This is a genomic window from Oleiphilus sp. HI0123 (assembly GCF_001635315.1).
In genome coordinates, this window is record NZ_LWGE01001418.1 from 1 (window position 1) to 4,316 (window position 4,316).

Genomic DNA, 4,316 nt, shown 5'->3' on the forward strand with positions numbered 1-4,316 from the left:
GACTTTCTGCATGTACTCTGCGCTTAGCCTGGCTGAAGGCGCGCCTGTTTCACCTCAAGGCCCAAGTGCAATGATGCAGTTGGTATTCTTTGGTGGCTTTATCCTGATTTTTTACTTCTTGATGTGGAGGCCACAGTCAAAGCGTGCCAAAGAGCATAGAAATCTGGTTTCTGAATTAAGCAAAGGTGACGAGATTGTGACGAATGGCGGTATCGCTGGTAAGGTCACAAAAGTTTCAGAAGAGTTTGTTAAGGTTGAAGTTTCTGAGGGTGTTGAAATGAACATTCAGAAAGTAGCAGTTGCCTCAGCATTACCAAAAGGCACCTTAAAAGGTATCTAAATCAGTGTTAGTCGCTCACAAAGGGTGAGCGACTAGGCTAATCGAGATGTTTTTACGTTTGTTTAGGCTTTGTTCGCGTAACAGGGTCTGCGTCGTGATATAACACCTGCACACTCAATTACTTTGAATAATACCGAAAGGATCTGGAGCTAAGATGCTCAATACATACCCCGCGTGGAAATATATTCTCATACTGATCACCCTGGCATTGGGTGCAGTGTACTCATTACCTAATCTCTATCCTGATGACTTTGCTGTGCAGGTGACCGGAACGCAAAGCTCGCTAAAAGCAGACGATGCTCTACAGAAGCGGGTCGTTAGCGTATTAGAGAAAAATAATGTTGTTGTTAAGCATGCGGAGTTAAATGGTAATAACCTTTTGGTTCGTTTCTATGACAACGAAGCTCAATTATCTGCAAAAGAAGTCCTAAGCGATGTTTTGGGTAGTGATTATATTGCGGCGCTAAATATGGCACCAAGCACACCTGATTGGCTTAAGTCTATGGGTGCTGGACCTATGAAACTTGGTCTAGATTTGCGAGGTGGTGTTCACTTCTTACTCGAAGTTGATATGGATAAAGCTTTGAGTCAAAAGCTTCAAGTCTCAATGAGTGATATTAAAACAGCGATGCGTAGTGAAAAAATTCGCTATCGTTCGGTATTGGTTGAAGGCACTGATGGCCTCAAGGTTAAGTTCAAGTCTGAAAAGGAATTGGACAAAGCGGTTTCGCTTGCCGCATCAGAATATCGTCAGTTTACACGTACAACAATCGAAGAAGATGAAAGCTTCTTCTTATTGCTAAAACTATCTGAAGCGCGAATTAAAGAGATTGAAGATTATGCTGTTCAACAAAACCTGATTACGCTTAGAAATCGTGTTAACGAACTGGGTGTTGCTGAGCCTTTGGTTCAGCGTCAGGGGCGTAACCGTATCGTGGTTGAGCTCCCTGGTGTTCAGGATACGGCGGCAGCAAAACGTATTATTGGTAAAACAGCAAACCTGGAGTTTCGTCTAGAGGCTAAGTCGAGCGCTTCTAGCCGAGAAATGCAGCAGTTTGACTTCAAGAGTGAGAAAGGACGTACCGCTTACCTGGAAAAAGATATTATCGTCACGGGAAGCAATGTATCGAATGCTCGTGCGAGTTTTGATGAAAACGGAGTGGCACAGGTTAATATCGACCTTGACGGTAAGGGCGGTAAGTTGATGCTTGAAGTGACCAAGCGAAACTTAAAGCGCCGCATGGGTGTTTTATTTATCGAGCAGAAGTCTGAGCTAATTAAGAAAATAGTCGACGGTGAAGAAGTAACAGAGCGTCGTAACCGTGAGATTCGCCAGATTATTAACTTGGCAACGATACAGGGGGCGTTTGGTAACAGCTTCCGTATTACCGGTCTGGACTCAGCCACCGAAGCTGCTGAACTGGCATTGCTTCTTAGAGCGGGTTCGCTTGCAGCGCCAATTTACTTTGTTGAAGAGCGTACAGTTGGGCCTAGCCTGGGGCAGGCAAATATCGACGCGGGTTTGATGTCCGTTCAAATCGGTTTCGCTTTGGTCTTATTGTTTATGCTTGTTTACTACCGGGCATTTGGTGTTGTCGCGAATATTGCTCTAGCAATAAACGTCATTCTATTGTGTGCATTAATGTCGATGATCTCTGCCACACTTACCCTGCCAGGCATCGCTGGTATTGTACTGACTGTCGGTATGGCGGTTGATGCAAACGTGTTGATCTTTGCTCGTATCCGCGAGGAGCTGGCAAACGGTCTTTCTCCTCAGCAAGCTATTCATGCCGGCTATAGTCGAGCATTTGTAGCGATTTTCGATGCAAATATAACCACGTTGATTGCTGCGGTTATCTTGTTTGCGGTAGGAACTGGCCCGGTTAAAGGTTTTGCGGTGACATTGTCACTCGGTATTATGACTTCGCTCTTCACTTCTGTCGTACTGACGCGAGCGATTGTTAACTTGGCCTATGGCGGCCGTCAGCTGAAGAAAATTTCGATAGGGTAAGGTGCTCAGGATGAACAATACAATAGATTTTATGGGCAAACGTAAGATTGCCGCGGCATTCTCGATCATCTTATTGCTTGCCTCAATTACTTCGCTTGGTGTGAAAGGTCTGGCTTTGGGTTTGGATTTTACAGGGGGGACGCTGGTAGAGGTTGAATACCAAGAAGCGCCGAACCTTGAAGAAGTGCGTGAGCAGTTGCTTGCAGCGGGTTATGAGAAATTAGTTGTACAAAACTTTGGTGCAGCAACATCTGTGTTGGTTCGCTTGTCTGAGTCGTTTAACGATAAGGTTGGTGCGCAAGTCGCGAGCACCTTGTCTGCGAATGGTGTGCAGCTAGAGCTGACCAGAGCTGAATTTGTTGGCGCACAGGTTGGTGAAGAGTTAAGAGAGCAGGGCGGCATTGGCTTGCTGTTGGCCTTGGGTTTGGTCATGTTCTATGTTGCTGTCAGGTTTCAGTTCAAGTTCTCGGTAGGTGCTGTATCGGCTTTGATACATGATGTCATTATCGTTATTGGTGCTTTTTCCATTCTGGGTTGGGATTTCGACTTAACCGTATTGGCTGCTCTACTAGCGGTAATTGGTTATTCCTTGAATGACACGATTGTTGTATCCGACCGTATTAGGGAAAACTTCAGAAAGTTAAGAAAGTCAGAGCCTGATGAAGTCATTAACATTTCGTTGACACAAACTTTATCTCGAACCTTGGTTACATCGGCGACGACTTTGTTAGTGCTGTTTGCCTTGTACTTTCTTGGTGGTGAAATGATTAACGGCTTTGCTAAGGCGCTTTTGATTGGTGTGTTAGTGGGTACGTATTCATCTATTTATGTTGCTAGTAATGTCTTGTTGTCGATGGGTGTGAGCAAAGAAGATTTGATTGCTCCAGTTGTCGAGGACGAGGAAGGAAACGCTATTGATGACCAACCTTAAAGTCAGGTAGTCAAATACTAGCCATAAAAAAGGGAGCAGAAGCTCCCTTTTTTATGGCTAGTATTTAGCGCTCTCAAACGCGCTACCTTAGAGGCGTGTTTGAAAAGTATTAAAGCGCTGGACCAATGCTTTAAAGAGCTTTGGATTGGCAACGATGATTTTGTCTTCTTTATCGCTAAATACACCGCCGTTTAGTGTACCTGTCAGTGCGCCAGACTCCTGGCATAGCAGCAGAGCTGCTTCAAGCTCTTTAGCGTTTACCTTGGTTAGTATTGCTGCATCAATTTGGCCAGCGGCAACCATGGCGACATCAAGAGCATCGCAATTGCTAACCTGCATTTGACCGACATTGCTTCCCACTTCACTAATAAAGTCAGCAATGACGTGAGATTCGGCAGGTGAGTCGAATTGATTTATGGTATTGATTGCAACCGTCGCTTCAGCTAGCGATTTAGGAGAGGTACAACGAATTCTTCTGCCATTAAGTGCTGCTCCGCTTCCACGGCTTGCTGTGTATTCATCACCATTTGTCGGGTTAACAAGTAAGGCGTTTTGAGATTTTCCTGAAGACTTATGAACAAGTGAAAAAGCCGTTGCTGGGATTTTTCGTAGCAGGTTGTAGGGCGCGTGAAAGCCGTTAACTTGCCAGCTATCTTCTTTTACGTCGCTAGGTGTTTCATCGGGTGCGATAATGAAGTGGGTTGGGTTGGCTTTCTTTAGGCTATCAAAGAAGGTTTGAAATAAAGTAGATTCAAGATGGCTGACCAGCTTTTCATTAGCATTAGGGTCAGATTGGTTTGGATCATTTTTATCGATACTTTGATTAATATATTCGCATGCTTGACGAGAAGCGCGCAAAGCAATATTTAAAATAGGCTTCATAGTTACCACTTACATATAAAAAGTGAATGACAAAAGAACGAATTGATAAAGAGCGTATGGTGCAGTCCAGCGTACTGGAGACCAAGTGGGGCGGATCATAGCAAAAAAATGTGACAGAGGCACGCGAATATAGAAATCTCCAAGGTGCTATT

The 4,316-nt window shown here is 44.6% G+C and carries 4 protein-coding genes; 3 read left to right on the forward strand and 1 reads right to left on the reverse strand.

Annotation, left to right across the window (positions count from 1 at the left end; all coding sequences use genetic code 11):
- Positions 1-70 precede the first annotated feature (70 nt).
- From yajC to secF, 3 genes are all read left to right on the forward strand, one after another.
- Complete coding sequence (yajC, locus tag A3761_RS18290; protein ID WP_231872197.1) at positions 71-340, forward strand: preprotein translocase subunit YajC; 270 nt, start codon at positions 71-73, stop codon at positions 338-340.
- 154 nt (positions 341-494) lie between these two features.
- On the forward strand, positions 495-2,351 hold the full coding sequence (secD, locus tag A3761_RS18295) for a protein translocase subunit SecD (RefSeq protein ID WP_068553243.1): 1,857 nt from the start codon (positions 495-497) through the stop codon (positions 2,349-2,351).
- 10 nt (positions 2,352-2,361) lie between these two features.
- Positions 2,362-3,282 carry a protein translocase subunit SecF gene (secF, locus tag A3761_RS18300; protein ID WP_068510624.1) on the forward strand — a complete coding sequence of 307 codons (921 nt, stop codon included), beginning with the start codon at positions 2,362-2,364 and terminating at the stop codon, positions 3,280-3,282.
- 87 nt (positions 3,283-3,369) lie between these two features.
- Here the strand turns inward: secF and A3761_RS18305 are convergent, their stop codons facing one another.
- Positions 3,370-4,164, reverse strand: coding sequence for an inositol monophosphatase family protein (locus A3761_RS18305; protein ID WP_068510623.1), 795 nt, complete (start codon positions 4,162-4,164; stop codon positions 3,370-3,372).
- Between the last annotated feature and the right edge of the window lie 152 nt (positions 4,165-4,316).